Raw genomic sequence first — 16,043 nt, 5'->3', positions numbered from 1 at the left:
GCCCGTCAAGGAAAGCACATCAATGAAACTTGCCACCTACCGTAATGCCACCCGCGATGGCCAGTTAATGGTTGTCAGCCGCAAACTGGACCGTGCCGTTGCCGTGCCGCAGATTGCCGCCAGCCTGCAAGCCGCACTGGATGACTGGAGCCGCTGCGAGCCTGCCTTGCAGGAAGTCTATGCCGCCCTGAACCGTGGGCCGCTCAGTGGCGAAGTACCGTTCGACCAGGCTGCTTGCCACAGCCCGCTACCGCGTGCCTATCAGTGGGCAGATGGCAGTGCCTATCTCAATCATGTGGAACTGGTGCGCAAGGCACGTGGTGCCGAAGTACCGGCCAGTTTCTACCAGGACCCGCTGATGTATCAGGGCGGTTCGGATACCTTCCTGCCGCCGCATGCCGACATTCCGTTGGCCGATGTCAGCTGGGGGCTGGATTTTGAAGGCGAAGTAGCGGTGATTACCGATGACGTGCCACTGGGCAGCCCGACTGCTGATTGTGCCGGGCATATCCGCCTGCTGCTGCTGGTGAACGATGTCACCCTGCGCAACCTGATTCCGGCCGAACTGGCCAAGGGCTTTGGTTTCTTCCAGAGCAAACCGGCTACCGCCTTCTCGCCGGTAGCGGTAACGCCGGACGAGCTGGGCCACGCCTGGCAGGACAGCAAGGTACACCTGCCACTGCGGGTGGAATACAACAGCACGCTGTATGGCCAGCCGCAGTGCGGCGTGGAAATGCAGTTCAACTTTGCCCAGCTGGTGGCGCATGTGGCGAAAACCCGCGCGCTGGCGGCTGGCTCCATTGTCGGCTCCGGTACCATTTCCAATCACGACCGTGCCACCGGCTCCTGCTGCCTGGCCGAGCAGCGCATGATCGAGATCATCGAGCAAGGCGCACCGGTCACGCCCTTCATGCAGCCTGGGGATCATGTGCGTATCGAAATGCTCGATGCTGCCGGTCAATCCATCTTCGGTCGCATTGATCAGAAAGTGATCAGCCATGACTGAACGCGTCCTGTATGGCTATTACCGCTCCAGTGCCGCTTACCGGGTACGCATTGCCCTCAATCTCAAAGGCCTGGAGTACCGCCAGCAAGCGGTCAACCTGCTGCAGGGCGAGCAACGTGATCCGGCCTATCTGGCACTCAATCCACAAGGGCTGGTACCCGCCTTGCTGGATGGCGGCCAGTTGCTAACCCAGTCGCTGGCCATCTGCGAGTATCTGGACGAGGCCTATCCGGATACGCCAGCCCTGTTGCCGACCGACCGTTTTGCCCGCGCGCGGGTGCGGGCGCTGGCGCTGAGCATTTGTGCTGACATCCATCCGCTGCATAATTCTCGCGTACTCAAGTATCTGGAAGCCGAACTGGGCCAGGGCGATGCACAGAAAACCCGATGGATCGGTCACTGGATTGCCACCGGCTTTGCCGCACTGGAGCAGCAATTGGCCAGTCAGCCGGCACGCTATGCCGTCGGGGATAGCCCAGGTTTGCTGGATGCCTGCCTGGTGCCACAGGTATTTGCTGCGCGGCGTTTCGGGCTGGATCTTGCTCCGTATCCCAATATTGTCCGCATTGATGCCGCGCTGGCCGGTTTGTCGGCCTTTGCGACTGCGCATCCGGCACAGCAAGCGGATGCCGTATCGTGATCTTGACCAGCCGGCCTTGAGCCGGCTTTTTTGCATGCAGGGCCAAAGCGGGAAATTCAGTCTGCATGATGGCTGTTTTTGAAAAATATCTTGACGCAAGTAAGCGGCTCTGATTTAATGCGTGGCTCTGATGACGCGAAAGCGTAGCAGTGATGGCCAGTTAGCTCAGTTGGTAGAGCAGCGGATTGAAAATCCGCGTGTCCGTGGTTCGATTCCGCGACTGGCCACCAGAATTCAAAAAAGCCAAGCTAAATGCTTGGCTTTTTGCATTTTGGTCTCCCTTGCTGGTGTAGTTCTGCGGCTACATGGCGACGGGTGTAAAATCGCTTGCTCCCACTACAAGCGGAGTCCTGCCGTGTACCGTTTCATTGCCTCCGATCTGGACGGCACCTTGCTGGATGAACACCACAGCGTCAATGCGCTGACCGCGCAAACCCTGCAGCAACTGGAAGCGCGTGGCCTGCGCTTTGCCCTGGCCACGGGCCGTCATTATCTGGATGTCAAAGGCATTCGCGATGCGCTGGGTATTGCCGCCTATCTGATCAGCTCCAATGGCGCGCGGGTGCATGACCCGGACAACCATCTGATCCACAGCAGCAATCTGGACCCGGCCATCGTGCGCCAGATTGCCCAGCCGGAATTTGCCGCCGGGACCGTGCTGAATTTCTATCTGGACGATGCCTGGCTGATCGACCAACCCTATCAGTACCTGCTGGATTTGCATGCCGACTCTGGCCTGCACTATCAGGTTGCCCCGCTGCATCAGCATGATGGGGTTGGTGTGGCCAAGGTTCTCTACATTGCTGACCATGCCCATTTGCTGACGGTTGAGGCCAAATTGCACCAGGCCTTGGGTGATCATGCCTATATCACCTTCTCGGCAGATAACTGCCTGGAAGTGATGGCCCCCGGCGTATCCAAGGGCCACGCGCTGCAACTGGTGCTGGATGAGCTGGCGATCGCTACTGCCGATTGCCTGGCGTTTGGCGATGGCCAGAACGATATCGAACTGCTGCAGACTGCCGGTCATCCACGGGTAATGGCCAATGCCCACCCTCGCTTGGCATCACGGCTGCCGCTGGCGCAAACCGTGGCCAGTAATGTCGAATCCGGTGTGGCCCTGCATCTGCGCCAGTTATTCGCCTTGTAAGCGTTCTCCTCCGTGCGATGAGCGCACCATGAAAAAGGGCTGCCGAGGCAGCCCTTGTCGTTTCTGGTGCACCTGATCAGCCTTGCAGGGCTTGCGCCAGCGCAGCAGCCTTGTCGCCAACAATCAAATGCCAGGTGCCAGGCTGGGTCTGCACGCAGGCCATGACACCGGCCTCGCGAGCGGCGGCTTCATTCAGGCTGGTGGCCTGTTTCAGCACTACGCGCACACGCGTGTGCGCGATGGCTTCCACCTTTTGCACTTTGTCACGGCCACCCAGTGCCGCCAGCACGGCAGCTGCCATGGCTGCGACTTGCGGATCGGCAGCGACGGCGGCTGGCGCAGCAGCTGCAATGACCGTGGCAGCAGGGCTGGCGCTGGCGGCGGCAACTGGCAGCTCGGCATCGTCACCGGCGGTTTTCAGGTAGATCTCCATATCGGTTTTCAGGTTTTCCGATTGGGGCCCGAAAATGGCCTGAATGCCGCTGCCTACCTGTACCACACCGGATGCGCCCATGGACTTGAGCTTGGCCTGGTCCACCTGCGCCGGGTTTTTCACCGCAATGCGCAGACGGGTGATGCAGGCATCCAGATTGGTGATGTTGCTGCGGCCACCAAAGGCCAGCACCAGGGCGCGGGCGCGCTGGTCTTCGCTGACTTCGCTCTGCGCTGCGTTGTCTTCATCTTCACGGCCCGGGGTTTTCAGGTTGAACTTGAGGATGACGAAGCGGAACACGCTGTAGTAGATGACGGCGTAAATCGGCCCCAGGATGAACACATACCAGGCGTTGTGCGATTTGTTGCCGATCAGGTTGAACATCAAAAAGTCGATGCCACCTTGCGAGAAGGTGAAACCCATGTGCATGTCCAGCGAGTTGGCCACAAACTGGGCCGATGCTGCCAGGCAGGCATGGATGAAGTACAGCACCGGTGCCACGAACAGGAAGGCAAATTCGATGGGCTCGGTAATGCCGGTCAGAAAGGAAGTCAGTGCGGCGGAAATCATGATGCCGCCCACTTTCACCCGGTTTTCCGGCTTGGCAGTGTGCCAGATGGCAATGGCTGCGGCCGGCAGGCCGAACATCTTGAACAGGAAGGCACCGGACAGCACGCCGGCAGTGGCATCACCGGCAAAGAAGCGGTTGATATCGCCGTGGATATGTTTGCCGCTGGCATCGACAAAGTCGCCCATTTCAAAGAAGAAGGGCACGTTCCAGATGTGATGCAGGCCAAATGGAATCAGCAGACGCTCGACAAAGCCATACACGGTGGCGGCTGTGCGCGGGTCGCTCACCGCAGCCCATTGCGAGAAGGTCTTGATGGCACCACCAATCGGCGGCCAGACAAAGGACAGCACCGCGCCCAGCACGATGGCCGCCACAGCGGTGATGATGGGCACAAAGCGCTTGCCAGCAAAAAAGCCCAGATACTGCGGCAGATTGATGCGGTAGTACTTGTTGAACATGTACGCCGCCAGACCACCGGCCAGAATGCCGCCGAACACACCGGTCTGGATGGACGGCATGCCCATGATGGTGTCGGGTTTCACGCCCATCAGCCCGGCCATTACGCCCAGCGTGGTGGTCATCACCAGGAAGCCGATGGTGGCGGCAATGGCGGCTACACCGTCGTTTTCGGTAAAGCCCAGTGCCACGCCCACGGCAAAGATCAGCGGCAGATTGCCGAAAATCACGTCACCGGCGTTTTTCATCAGCGACAGGATGGCCAGCAGCACAGTGCTCTGGGTGTGGAAGTCGGTAGCGCCAATGCCCAGCAGCAGGCCAGCGACCGGCAATACGGCTACCGGCAGCATCAGTGCCTTGCCGATTTTCTGCAGAAAAGCGAAGGATTGATCAAACATGATAGTGATTCCTGCGTAATGCTCCCGCCTGCGTCAGCAGGCGAGGAGCCAGCACCGTCCGGGCAAGCCGGACGGCAGGTTCGTCGCGCTTAGCGCGCCTGTTGTGCCAGATGGGCGCGCACTTCGGCCACCGTGCCCAGTGCCAGCACCTGTTGGGCCAGCGTACGGCATTCGTCCATGCTCCAGCGCGCCAGGGTGGCCTTGACGCTGGCCACCGCGGGGGTGCTGACCGACAGCTCAGTCACGCCCAGGCCGACCAGCACCTGCGCGGCGCGTTCGTCCGACGCCAGACCGCCACACACGCCCACCCACTTGCCGTGAGCGCGGGCGCCATCGCAGGTCATGGCAATCATGGCCAGCACGCCCGGATGCAGGGCATCAGCCTGTTTGGCCAGTTGCGGATGGCCACGGTCCATCGCCAGCACGTATTGGGTGAGGTCGTTGGTGCCGATGGAGAAGAAATCCACTTCCGGCGCAAAACGCGCAGCCAGAATGGCGGCAGACGGTACTTCCACCATGATGCCCACCTTGACGTCGGCATGGCCGCTGGCAGCTTGCTCTTCGGCCAGAATGGCCTTGGCGGCGCGCAGCTCGTCCAAGGACGCCACCATGGGGAACATGATGTGCAGGCGGGTGAGCGGAGCGGCTTGCAGAATGGCACGCAACTGGGTGCGCAGCAGGTCTGGGCGGTCCAGGCTGACGCGGATGCCGCGCAGGCCGAGGAAGGGGTTGTCTTCCTTGGGCAGGGGCAGGTAGGACAGCGGCTTGTCGCCACCTACGTCCAGCGTGCGCACTACCAGTGGGCGATCGCTGCCCAGCTCGCGGGCCACCGCGCAGTATTCGGCAGCCTGTTCGGCTTCGGACGGTGCGGTGTCGCGGTTGTCGAACAGGAATTCCGAACGCAACAGGCCCACTCCTTCGGCACCGGCTTTCACGGCGTCACGGGCATCGGCGGCATTGCGGATATTGGCCACCACTTCGATACGGCTGCCGTCGCTGGTTTGTCCCGGCTGCTGCGACATGGCCTGTTCGGCGGCGCGACGTTCGGCCAGACGGGCGATGGCGGCTTCAGCCTCGGCCTTCTCGGCAGCGGTGGGGGCGATGTTCAGGGTGCCGGCAGTGCCGTCCAGAATCACCTCGCGGCCATCTTGCAGTGCCAGTGCTGCTTGCGAAATACCGCAAATGGCCGGAATACCCAGCGAGCGGGCCAAAATGGCCACATGGCTGGTGGCACCACCGGTACGGGTGCAGAAGCCCAGTACCTTGGCCGGGTCCAGCGCGGCGGTGTCGGACGGAGCCAGGTCTTCGGCAATCAGGATGGAACCGGCGGGGACATCCAGCTCGCTCTGTTTCACCCCGGCCAGCAAGGCCAGCACGCGGCGGCCTACGTCGCGGATGTCGTTGGCGCGCTCACGCAGCAGGGCATTGTCCTGCGCTTCCAGACGGGCAGAGTAAGCACTGAAGGCGGCACGCCAGGCCCAGGCGGCGGATTTGCCATCGGCAAGGCCCGCATAGGTCAGCGCCAGCAGGTCCGGGTCTTGCAGCAGTTCCTGATGCATGGACAGGATGGCGCGCTTGGCCTGGTCTTGCAGCTGGGTCTTGATGGTTTCGATTTGCTCAGCGGCTTCTTCGGTGGCGCGGGTGAAGTTTTGCTGTTCCACCACGCCAGCGGCACCGGCTTCCGCCACGTCAAACTCTTGCAGACGGTGGTGGAAAATGCGGCCAATGGCGATGCCGGGCGAAGCACCCACGCCAGCCAGCACGCCAGCGCTGTCCTGCTGTACCGGCTGGGCAGTGGCCGGGGCGGGCGCTGCCGGGGCTTCATCCAGGCTTTCACCACAGCGGTCCAGCAATAGTTGGGATAGGTCGGTAATGGCGGCGGCGGCATCCGGCCCGGTGGCAATGATGCGTACCTGATCACCATTCACCGTGGCCAGGCCCATGATGCCAACCACCGATTTGGCATTGGCTGCCTTGTCGCCCAGTTGCAGCTGGATGTCGGCGCTAAAGTGCTTGGCGGCACTGGCAAACACGGCTGCCGGCCGTGCATGCAGACCGGCCGGGTTGGTGATGGTGATGGTGTCTGAGCTGAGGGTTTCACCTTCGGCCTGCGCGGTGGCTTCGGCTGCACCTTGCAGATCCAGCGTCATGATGATGCTTTTGCCGGCCTCGACCAGACCGCTGGCGCAGGTGAGCTTTTCCACCACTTCACCATTGGTGATGATGATTTGGGTGAGCAAGCTGGGGGCGGTGCAGGCGACCAGATCCATGTCGAAGTCGATCAAGGCTTGCCCGGCCTTAACCTGCTGGCCTTGCTCCACCAGCGGTACAAAGCCTTCACCCTTGAGCATGACGGTGTCGATGCCGATGTGGACCAGCACTTCGACACCGTTGTCCGAGGTGATGGTCAGCGCATGGTGTGCGGTATGAATATTGCTGACGATGCCGCTGACCGGGGCCAGCAGCGAGCAGGAAGTCGGATCCAGGGAAATACCGTCACCCACCATTTTGCCGGCGAATACCGGATCGGGGACGGTGTCCAGTGCGACCAGCCACCCGGAAAGGGGAGCCAGAATGTCCAGTCGTGGCGCGGGAGAGCCCATGTGAAACTCCTCAGGAGTTGATTGCAACAGTTATTTTATTACGAGCGATTGTTGGGGCTGGATTAAGCCGCAACTCGGCGCGTAAGGCAAGTGCCTAATCAGCCTGTCAAACGCAAGAATATTGTTATTGCAGGATTAAACCTGTTTTTGCCCTTGGATGTGTAGGCAGATTGCAACGCCTGTATGATGCCAATATTGTAATTTAGCTACAGCTTTGATGTGAAACTGGCTTGATGGCCGTCAACAAAATAATCCGACTGTGCTGCAGCAATGCTACAGCGGGCCCACCCGCCCGGGGCTATCTGCCGGTGATGATGGCGGCTGCTTTCTCCAGCATAGTGGCATACATGGCCGGAGCAAGCGGGAGTCATACTGCCCAAACGCAAAAAAGCGCAGCCGCCGTTAGGCGAGCTGCGCTTTGGGAACGCGGTGACTCAGTCTTGCTGGCGGGCGGGTTGATCACCCAGGAAGAACAGCGCCAGCGAGCTGGTGATCAGGAAGGCCGAATATTCCCAGCCGCCGCCCTGATTGGTAAACATCCAGCCATTGGCACCATGCACCAGTACGATGGTACCGGCCAGCAGTGGCACCAGCGCCAGCGCAACCCAGCGTGCTTTCAGTCCCAGGATCAGCAGCAGGCCACCACCTATTTCAGCGGCCATCGATAGATAGCCTACGAAGCCGGGCAGGCCCAGGCTGGAGAAAAACTGGGCGGTGCCAGCGGGGCCGAACACGAATAGTTTGGTGGCCCCGTGCGCCAGATACATCAGGCCCAGCGATACGCGCAGGATCAGGGCGGAAAGAGCGGGAGAGGTGGTATTCATGGCAAAACTCCTGTGGCGGTTAACGCCCGTGTGTGTGGTGGGGCTGTGGCAGTGAGAGCATTTGACCACGGGTAGATGGCTGAATAAATATGCTATAAATGAAGAAATTATTTACTAATAGGAAACTATATGGATAGGTTTTCTGAAATCCGCGCCTTTGTGACGGTGGCCGAACAGGGTAGTTTTGCTGCCGCCGCCGACCGGCTGGACCTGTCACGCGCCATGGTTACCAAGCTGGTGTCGGCACTGGAAGCGCGTCTTGGCGTGCGGCTGATGCATAGGACAACCCGACGGCTGTCGTTGACTGAAGCTGGTGAAACCTATCTGGCGCAGGGCGGGGCCTTGCTGGCCGAGCTGGAGGATCTGGACGCCCTGCTGTCGCAAGGCGCCAGCAAGGCCAGTGGCCGCTTGCGGGTGACGGCCCCGGTTTCCTTCGGCATGCGCTTTCTGGGGCGTGCCATTGCCGGCTTCCAGCGCCAGTATCCGCAGGTGGAAGTGGAGTTATCGCTGAATGATCGCAAGGTGGATCTGGTGGAAGAGGGTTTTGATCTCGCCATCCGGGTGTCCAATCTGGCTGATTCCAGCCTGATTGCCCGGCCGCTAGCCAAGGTCCGCGACCGCTGGTGTGCGTCACCAGATTATCTGCTGCGCCATGGCGTACCGCAGCACCCGGACGAACTGGCGCAGCATGATTGCCTGATCTACACCCTGACCAGCCAGCCCAATCTGTGGGAATACCAGGCACCGGACGGCAGTACGGGTCGGGTGCGGGTGAAGGGCAGCTTGCGCGCCAATAATGGCGATATCCTTACCGATGCCGCCATTCAGGGCATGGGGATTACCCGTCAGCCCGAATTCCTGCTGCAGCAGGCATTGGAGGCCGGGCAGCTGCAAACCATTCTGGATGATTTTCGCTTGTTGTGTCTGGATGTTTCGGCGGTTTATCCGGTGCGTCGCCACGTGCCGGGCAAGGTGCGGGTTTTTGTCGATTTTCTGGTGGACTTCTTTGCCCAGCAAAAAAACAGCCCGTCGTATGACGGGCCATAAACTGACTGAAAGTTAGGATCGGTTACTGCATCAATGCTTGGCAGGTACGGCATCCAGTTCCGGTAGTACTTCACCGTTCAGTACACGCTGCATGCGGTCCTGGTCCAGCGCCTTTTCCCAGCGGGCCACCACCACGGTGGCCACACCATTACCAATCAGGTTGGTGATGGCACGTGCCTCGGACATGAAGCGGTCCACGCCGATCAGCAGCGCCAGACCTTCTACCGGCAGCTTGCCGCCCAGTGTTGCCAAGGTGGCGGCCAGGGTGATGAAACCACCACCGGTCACGGCGGCCGCGCCCTTGGAGGTTAGTAGCAGCACACCGATGATGCCCAGCTCTTCACCCAGGCTCAGCTGCACATTGGTGGCCTGAGCAATGAAGATGGCGGCCATGGTCAGGTAAATCGACGTGCCATCCAGATTGAAGGAATAGCCGGTGGGAATCACCATGCCCACTACCGGCTTGGCGCAGCCCAGATGTTCCATTTTTTTCATCATGCCGGGCAGGGCAGATTCAGACGAAGACGTACCCAGCACCAGTACGATCTCTTCCTTGATGTAGGCCAGAAACTTGAAGATGCTGAAACCGTTGAAACGGGCAATGGTACCCAGCACGATGAAGACGAAGGCAAAGCAGGTCAGATAGACACAAGCCATCAGGAAGCCCAGTTGCTTGAGCGAGCCCACGCCGTACTTGCCAATGGTGAAGGCCATAGCACCAAACGCACCGATCGGTGCCAGCTTCATCAGCATGTTGATTACGCCGAACAGGGCGTGAGAAAACTCGTCCAGCATGGAAATGACAGTCTTGCCGCTGCTGCCCATGCGGGTAAGCGCCAGGCCGAGCAATACCGAGAACAGCAATACCTGCAGGATTTCACCAGTAGCAAATGCACCCACCACCGTATCCGGAATAATGTGCAGCAGGAAGTCCACGGTATTCATGTCCTTGGCTTCTGCCGTGTACTTGACGATTTCCTTGGCATGCAGGGTATGCGGGTCAACATTCAGGCCAGCACCCGGTTGCAGCAGGTTCACCACCACCAGGCCGATTACCAGCGCCAGCGTGGTGACAATTTCAAAATACAACAAGGACTTGACGCCGACACGACCAACTTCCTTCATGTCACCCATCTTGGCAATCCCCACCACCACGGTAGAGAAGATGATGGGGGCAATCATCATCTTGATGAGCTTGATGAAGGCATCACCCAGCGGCTTCATCTTGGCGGCGGCTTCCGGATAAAAAGCACCCATCAGTACGCCGATGGAAATGGCAACCAGCACCTGGAAGTACAGGCGCGAGTAGAGCGGAGTTCTGGCTTGCATGTCTGGTCTCTTGTTCTCGGATGTTCGGAGGTTGAGCGTTGTTCCGGACCCTGTCTGGATCCTGTTGTTGGCTACATCCTAGCAAGCGATTGGTTTTAGGCTAATTGCTGATATCCCTAAGCCGGAAGGATTGAACGGATAACCTGGCAGAAGCCAGCGAAGGCATGGCGGCGGGATGAGTTGATTACTGTACTTTGTGCCTGCTTTGACCTGTTGTGCATTTTCTGGCAACGCGAAAAAATCACAACCTTACTCAAAAGCATTCTTGATCTGGCTGCGCAAGCGGGACTGACCGGCAACCGTGGCCGTGTCATCCGGGAGTTGTGGCAATGGATGCCGTCGTTGCTTGGTGGACTGCATGTTCACTGCCAGTTAAAGGAAAATCCCATGGTTAATGTCGACTCGATCCCAGTTGAAGTGCGCGAGCGCATCCATAATGTTGCATCCGACCTGTACGCCAAAAATGGTCACCAGTCGTTTCCTGCGCTGGATGAAGTCCGCAAATGTGCCAATGTCGATATGAATGTGGCCAGCCTGGTGCTGAGGGAATGGCGCAAGATCCAGCCCGTCAGCCCCGAGCCACTGGGCAACAAGCTGCCGGCCCCGGTTGAAGACGCAGGGCTGGTGGCGATTCAGGCTGTCTGGATGCATGCCCAGCAGTTTGCAAACCAGCATCTGCGTACTGCACAAGCCGGCTGGCAGACTGAACGGGACGAGCTGGATGCCCTGCGTGCTGAGCTGGCTGATGCATTTGAGCGGCAGGCGGCCGAGCTGGAGGCCACCAGCCACCAATTGAGCATGGTATTGGCACTGAATGCACGACAACAGCAAGAGCTGGAACGGGCGGCTCCGCGCCTGGACGAGTCTGCCAGTCGCCTGGGACAGACCGAGTCGCGCCTGGTTGGGGTGGAGCGTGAGCTGGGAGAGACGCATCAGAAACTGGCACAGTCTTACGATGAGCTGCGCGCACTGCGTCAGCAATGCGATGAACTGCGCAAGGAATGCGATGTGCTGCGCAAGCAGCAAGCAGCACAGCAAGAAGAGCTGCGCGTACTGCGATCTGACAAGGAAAGTGCACAGCGTGCCGTGGCCAGCCTGCGTCAGCAACTACAGGAAGCCAAGGCCGAGCGTGCAGGTGAATCTGCCACCGCAGCACCCGCCCCGGCCGCTACTGCCACTGTTCCTGCTGCAGCAAAAGAACAAAGCGATCTTGAGGCAGCGGCATATAGTCAGTCAGTGACGGGAAGGCTCGGAACGTCGTCACGTGCAGCAGACATGATTGTTCGATCGCGCTAGAGTGCATGCTCTCCCTCCCTGTGCTTTCATTCACGCTTGGACACCAAGTTTGGATGTCATGGTCTGATCGCCAGTTTCACCCCTGCACGATTTAATGAAACTGGCGGATATACGATGCCACGCCGCTTAGCAGCATCTCGATGGAAATGGCGGTCAGCACCAGACCCATCAATCGTTCCAGCGCGGTAATTGCTTGCTCGCCCAGCAGTTTTTGCAAACGCCCAGAGAACAGAAAAACCACAGTGGTCACCAGCATGCAGATGGTGAGCGCGCCTATCCACTCCAGCATGCGCGCCGGCTCCCTGGTGGACATCAGTAACACCGTGGCCATGGCTGAGGGGCCGGCAATCAGCGGAATGGCAATCGGCACGATGAATGGCTCGCCGTGCATCTTGTCGCTGCCAAACACGCTGCCGCCCTCGCTGGGGAAAATCATCTTCAGTGCAATCAGAAACAGAATCACCCCGCCAGCTACCTGCATCGACTGATCAGTCAGGTGCATCACGTCCAGAAAATTGCGGCCGAAAAACATGAAGGTCAGCAATACCAGAAAAGCGATCAGGCATTCACGATACACCACCTTTTTACGCCGTTCCGGTTTGACTTGTTTGAGCGCGGAGATGAACAGCGGAATATTGCCTAGCGGGTCAGTAATCAGGATCAGCAGCACGGTGGCCGAGATAAATGATGTTTGCATGGTGGTGTCGACGTGTTAGTTAAAGTGATGTTCTGTCTGTAACGATAGCTATTTTTTTAATAGTTGGTTTTTAGGAAAAATGCTATTGCAGTTATGGGGTGGTTGGGTTGGCGAAATTCTGTGCGGTGATTGCGATGCTTGTCAATTGATATTGTTTGTTTTTGGTGAGTGTTATTTTTGGGAGGCTATGTAATGGCCGGAAGCAAGAGTGTAAATTTTTATATGGCGTTGGGTGTGGCTGCCAATGCTCTGTGGGGAGCTGCATTTGTTGTGCCGTATGCCTTGCATGATTTCCCCTCAGAACTGATTACTGTTTTTCGTTATATCGTATATGGTGTTATTTCGATTATTATTTTAGTGCTGCTGGGGCTGGGGGATGTAAAGATTTCCTTGCCTATTTTCATGGTGGGAAATGCAATTTCATTCTGCGGTAATGTTGGTTATTATCTTTTCTTGACCTTGGGTATCAAATACAGTGGCTTCGTTTATCCTGCGCTGATTGTTGGATTGTTACCAGTTTCTGTTATTCTGGTTGGTGCATTTTAGGACAAGATGCAGTCACTGTCTGGCTTGTTACCAGGTGTCGGCTTGATTGTTTCTGGAATTGTGTTGATTAATTATTTGAATGTGGATGGTTCTTCAAGCCTATTGCTCGATGGTAATCATGTTCGCGGTATCATTTTTTCATTGATATCTTTATTGGTGCTTACCCTGTATTGCGTTGCTAATGCCAATTTTCTTAAGTCGAATGCTGGTATTTCTTCGTTGCGCTGGGCAGGGTTGTTGGGTGTCTGCGCATTATTGCAAAGTATTCTACTTTCGGTTTTTATGCTTGTATTTGCTGGGTATGATTGGGCAGTGTTCAATAATTATCCTGCGGACAGGATAATTGCATTCATGCTTGGTATTGTTTTTTTGGGTGTCTTTGTGTCTTATCTGGCAATGTGGCTATGGAATGTGTCGTCACGCCATATTTCCAGCATCGTGGCAGGGCGAGTGCTTTGTCTGGAAACCATTTTTGCTCTGGCCTACGGTTATGCGCTTGATGCGCACCTGCCTCGCGCATTCGAGCTGCTAGGTATTTGTCTTATTGTGTTCGGCGGGTATCTTGTCCAGCGGAGCGCAGAGCGCGCAAGCATGGAAGCGTGCTCTAGCACAGCGCAATAGCTAACCGCTCAAGTGCCAAACGCGGACAGATGAACAAGGCCCGGCATGCCGGGCCTTGTTTATTAGGTATGCCGCCGAAGATTACTCGGCATCATCCCCTTCGTCGGCAGCGTTATCTGCATCCGCTGCCGGTTTCTCGCGGCGGGCGCTACCAGCCACCATCGGAATGGCAAACAGGCGGCACGGCAGGGAGCCGTTGAACAGCGGGGTACGCCGCTTCACCGACAGGTGAATCATGTCGGACAGGCGCAAGTCGCCGGTAAAGAAGTGGGCGGTCCAGCCGGCAAAGTAGGCTTTCAGCCAGTCGCCCAGCTGCGGGTACAGCTCGGCCAGCGCGTCTTGTTCGTCCATGCGCACGCCATAGGGCGGGTTGGTGACGATAAAGCCGCTGTCGGCAAACGGGCGCGCTTCCAGGATGTCCTGTGCTTGCAGCTCGATGGCATCGGCCAGGCCGGCGCGTTGCAGGTTGGCACGGGCAATCGGCAGCATGTTGCGGGCACGGTCGCTGCCTTTGATTGCCAGGTCACGTACCGGCAGCTCGGCGGCGCGGGCTTCGCTCAGCAGGGCTTCCCAAGACAAGGCGTCGAATTCGCGCAGGCGCTGGAAACCGAAGCGGCGGTTGCGGCCCGGGGCGCGCTTGAGGGCGATGTCGGCGGCTTCCACCAGGAAGGTGCCACTGCCGCACATCGGGTCCAGCAGCGGCTGGCTGCCATCGTAACCGGCAATCAGCAGAATGCCGGCGGCCAGGTTTTCCCGCAGCGGGGCTTCGCCGGTTTCTTCACGCCAGCCTCGCTTGAACAGCGGCTCGCCGCTGGTATCCAGATAAATGGTGGCATGGTCGCGGGTGAGGAAGGTGTGGATGCGCATGTCCGGGGTGCGGGTGTCTACATTGGGACGACCGGCATTGGCCTGACGGAAGCGATCGCACACGGCATCTTTCACCTTGAGCGAAACAAAATCCAGGCTGCGCAATTGTGCGCCGATGGCATCAGTTTTTACCTTGATGCTGCGCGATACGTCGAACCAGCGTGGCCAGTCGATTTGCATGGCTAGCTGGTAGATGTCACTTTCCTGCTGGTAACCACCTTCAGCCAGCTTCAGCAGCACGCGGCTGGCGGTGCGGCTGTGCAGGTTGGCCTTCATCATGATGTCGGCGTCACCATTGAATGCCACGCCGCCGTCTACCTTGCTGACATTGTTGGCACCGAGTGCATTCAGCTCGGCTACCAAGGTCATTTCCAGGCCGCGCGGGCAGGGGGAGAACAAGGCCAACTGGTTGTGGCGCAGGCCGGACAGGGCATAGACCGACTGTTCGGCGGGCTTGCCACTCCAGGCTGGCTTGGCGCTGTCGCCATGCTGGCGGCTGTCGTGCTGGCGCGGTGCGCGGGGATCGCGCTCCATGCGGCGATTATTGTCGAATGGCTTCAGGCTGCTGGGTTTATCACTCCAACTGCCACGTTCGTCGCGTGCATCACGGCGCGGGGCCTGCTCACGGCTGTCTTCGCGGCGGAAACTGCTGTCACGCGGGCCATCAGATGGCTTGCTGAACAGTTTACGCTGGCTGCTTTCCTGGCGCGGCTTGTCTTCGCGCTCAACGTGGCGCGGTGCGGCTTCCGGGGCACTGGTATCGCCACGGAAACGGTTTTCTCGCTCTGTCGTGGGGGCGGGCAGGATTTCCGGGTCGTAATGGCTGGTGGCGTCACGGCGTTCGGCTGGTTTGGAGAACAGCTTGCGCGGTGCGTTTTCTTGCGCAGGCTCGTCGCGACGGAAACGGTTTTCCCGTTCAACCGCCGGTGCGGGCAGGATTTCCGGATCGTAATGACGGGCGGCATCGTTGCGCTCGAAGCGGCGTGGAGCCTGTTCACGCGGCTGTTCGTCACGGCGGAATTGCTTGTCGCGCGGCGCGTGCTCTTCGCGGCGCTCGCTTGGCTTGGAGAACAGTTTGCGCGGGCCTTGCTCTGCTGCTGCTGCCGGAATGGTCGGCGTAGCCGCCGGCGTGTCGCGTTCCACATGATGCGGCACATGGGGCTTGTGTTCGATCTGGCGATCAGGCTGGCTATTCAACGGTTTGCGGCCCGAGGGGCCACGATCGCGCTGGTAGCTGCGCTCGCCTTCCGGGCGGCGCGATTCATGCAGATCGCCACGGTTGTCGGCTGGATGCAGACTGCGCGGAGCCGAGGCATCACGTTCGCGCGGCGGGTAAGGCTTGCGCTCGCGGTCGTCGCGGTTGAACGGTTTGCGTTCGCCATCACGCGGCTCGAAGCGGCGCGGCTCGCCATCGCGCGGCGGGTAAGGCTTGCGCTCGCGGTCGTCACGGTTGAACGGTTTGCGTTCGCCGTCACGCGGCTCGAAGCGGCGCGGCTCACCATCACGCGGCGGGTAAGGCTTGCGCTCGCGGTCGTCGCGGTTGAACGGTTTGCGTTCGC

Annotated in this window: 13 protein-coding genes and 1 tRNA gene; 8 read left to right on the top strand and 6 right to left on the bottom strand. The window is 59.0% G+C overall.

The genetic code is table 11. The features are described 5' to 3' along the window. The first annotated feature begins 22 nt into the window (after positions 1-22). The 4 genes from ACODR9_RS18040 to ACODR9_RS18025 all read left to right on the top strand — a co-directional run bounded on the left by ACODR9_RS18040 (position 23) and on the right by ACODR9_RS18025 (position 2,796). Entirely contained in the window at positions 23-1,006 is a 984-nt protein-coding gene (locus tag ACODR9_RS18040; protein WP_488810948.1) for a fumarylacetoacetate hydrolase family protein, read from the top strand. Beyond that, on the top strand, positions 999-1,646 hold the full coding sequence (gene maiA, locus ACODR9_RS18035; protein ID WP_488810946.1) for a maleylacetoacetate isomerase: 648 nt from the start codon (positions 999-1,001) through the stop codon (positions 1,644-1,646). Before ACODR9_RS18040 ends, maiA begins: the two co-directional genes overlap by 8 nt. A 154-nt stretch (positions 1,647-1,800) precedes the next feature. Next, positions 1,801-1,876, top strand: a tRNA-Phe gene (locus ACODR9_RS18030). Positions 1,877-2,001: 125 nt separating this feature from the next. Then, positions 2,002-2,796, top strand: coding sequence for a Cof-type HAD-IIB family hydrolase (locus tag ACODR9_RS18025; protein WP_488810944.1), 795 nt, complete (start codon positions 2,002-2,004; stop codon positions 2,794-2,796). Positions 2,797-2,872: 76 nt separating this feature from the next. Here the strand turns inward: ACODR9_RS18025 and ptsG are convergent, their stop codons facing one another. The 3 genes from ptsG to ACODR9_RS18010 form a co-directional block, all read right to left on the bottom strand. After that, positions 2,873-4,654, bottom strand: a complete 1,782-nt coding sequence (ptsG, locus tag ACODR9_RS18020) for a PTS glucose transporter subunit IIBC (protein WP_488810942.1) — start codon at positions 4,652-4,654, stop codon at positions 2,873-2,875. Positions 4,655-4,743: 89 nt separating this feature from the next. After that, entirely contained in the window at positions 4,744-7,257 is a 2,514-nt protein-coding gene (gene ptsP / locus ACODR9_RS18015) for a phosphoenolpyruvate--protein phosphotransferase (RefSeq protein ID WP_488810940.1), read from the bottom strand. Between the two features lie 434 nt (positions 7,258-7,691). Continuing rightward, positions 7,692-8,081, bottom strand: a complete 390-nt coding sequence (locus ACODR9_RS18010; protein WP_488810938.1) for a DoxX family protein — start codon at positions 8,079-8,081, stop codon at positions 7,692-7,694. A gap of 129 nt (positions 8,082-8,210) precedes the next feature. Between ACODR9_RS18010 and ACODR9_RS18005 the strand changes: the two genes are divergently transcribed. After that, on the top strand, positions 8,211-9,128 hold the full coding sequence (locus tag ACODR9_RS18005; RefSeq protein ID WP_488810936.1) for a LysR family transcriptional regulator: 918 nt from the start codon (positions 8,211-8,213) through the stop codon (positions 9,126-9,128). 30 nt (positions 9,129-9,158) lie between these two features. On the opposite strand, the gene ACODR9_RS18000 is transcribed toward ACODR9_RS18005, so the two are convergent. Next, the gene (locus tag ACODR9_RS18000; protein WP_488810934.1) at positions 9,159-10,457 is read right to left on the bottom strand and encodes a dicarboxylate/amino acid:cation symporter; all 1,299 of its coding nucleotides are present in this window, start codon (positions 10,455-10,457) and stop codon (positions 9,159-9,161) included. A gap of 387 nt (positions 10,458-10,844) precedes the next feature. On the opposite strand from ACODR9_RS18000, the gene ACODR9_RS17995 reads away from it, so the two are divergent. Next, complete coding sequence (locus tag ACODR9_RS17995) at positions 10,845-11,753, top strand: DNA-binding protein (protein WP_488810932.1); 909 nt, start codon at positions 10,845-10,847, stop codon at positions 11,751-11,753. A gap of 91 nt (positions 11,754-11,844) precedes the next feature. On the opposite strand, the gene ACODR9_RS17990 is transcribed toward ACODR9_RS17995, so the two are convergent. After that, positions 11,845-12,450 carry a MarC family protein gene (locus tag ACODR9_RS17990; RefSeq protein WP_103526307.1) on the bottom strand — a complete coding sequence of 202 codons (606 nt, stop codon included), beginning with the start codon at positions 12,448-12,450 and terminating at the stop codon, positions 11,845-11,847. Between the two features lie 192 nt (positions 12,451-12,642). Between ACODR9_RS17990 and ACODR9_RS17985 the strand changes: the two genes are divergently transcribed. Continuing rightward, a complete protein-coding gene (locus tag ACODR9_RS17985) occupies positions 12,643-12,996 on the top strand; it encodes a hypothetical protein (protein WP_488810930.1) in 354 nt (117 codons plus the stop codon). 6 nt (positions 12,997-13,002) lie between these two features. Continuing rightward, the gene (locus ACODR9_RS17980; RefSeq protein WP_488810928.1) at positions 13,003-13,617 is read left to right on the top strand and encodes a hypothetical protein; all 615 of its coding nucleotides are present in this window, start codon (positions 13,003-13,005) and stop codon (positions 13,615-13,617) included. Between the two features lie 81 nt (positions 13,618-13,698). Here ACODR9_RS17980 and ACODR9_RS17975 read toward each other — a convergent pair. Continuing rightward, on the bottom strand, positions 13,699-16,043 hold a 2,345-nt coding region (locus ACODR9_RS17975; protein ID WP_488810926.1), incomplete at its 5' end, for a THUMP domain-containing class I SAM-dependent RNA methyltransferase.

This window comes from Aquitalea sp. FG25, assembly GCF_057809375.1.
The sequence above is the reverse complement of the archived record's forward strand: the minus strand, read 5'-3'. Positions and strand labels throughout refer to the sequence as shown.